The organism is Pseudarthrobacter sp. R1 (assembly GCF_024494415.1).
GTDB lineage: Bacteria > Actinomycetota > Actinomycetes > Actinomycetales > Micrococcaceae > Arthrobacter.
Window position 1 is genome coordinate 1 of record NZ_JAMKFI010000027.1, and the last position, 439, is coordinate 439.

At 65.1% G+C, this 439-nt stretch carries 1 pseudogene; it reads right to left on the reverse strand.

The features are described from left to right. Positions 1 to 439 (reverse strand): annotated as a pseudogene (locus M8J71_RS22795) (glycoside hydrolase family 32 protein); the annotation flags it as partial.

The following is a 439-nucleotide window of genomic DNA, read 5'->3' on the forward strand; positions in this document are numbered from 1 at the left end:
GACCCGCGGTTCAGCACGGGGTTGTCAGTGTGTTTTGTCCAGGTGTAGCCCCCGTCCAGGCTGTAGGCCAGGGACTGGGCCTGGACCCCCTCATGCTCCGAGCCCGGTTTGTAGGCGCTGGTGTAAACCGCCACCAGGGGCCCAGCGGAGCCGGTGCCGAAGCCGCTGGTGTTGTGCCGGTCATGGACGATGCTGCCGGAGAAGATGTCCTCGTTCCCGTCGCAGGCGATGGCGACGGGGTGTTCGGTCCAGGTCAGCAGGTCCGTGGAGGTGGCGTGTCCCCAGGACACGTTTCCCCAGACGTTTCCCAGCGGGTTGTTCTGGTAGTAGAGGTGGTAGACGCCGTCATGGAAAATCAGGCCGTTGGGGTCATTGAGCCAGGTGTTCCGGGCGGCATAATGCAGGGCCGGCCGGAAGGTCTCGGCTGTCGTGGCGGTCG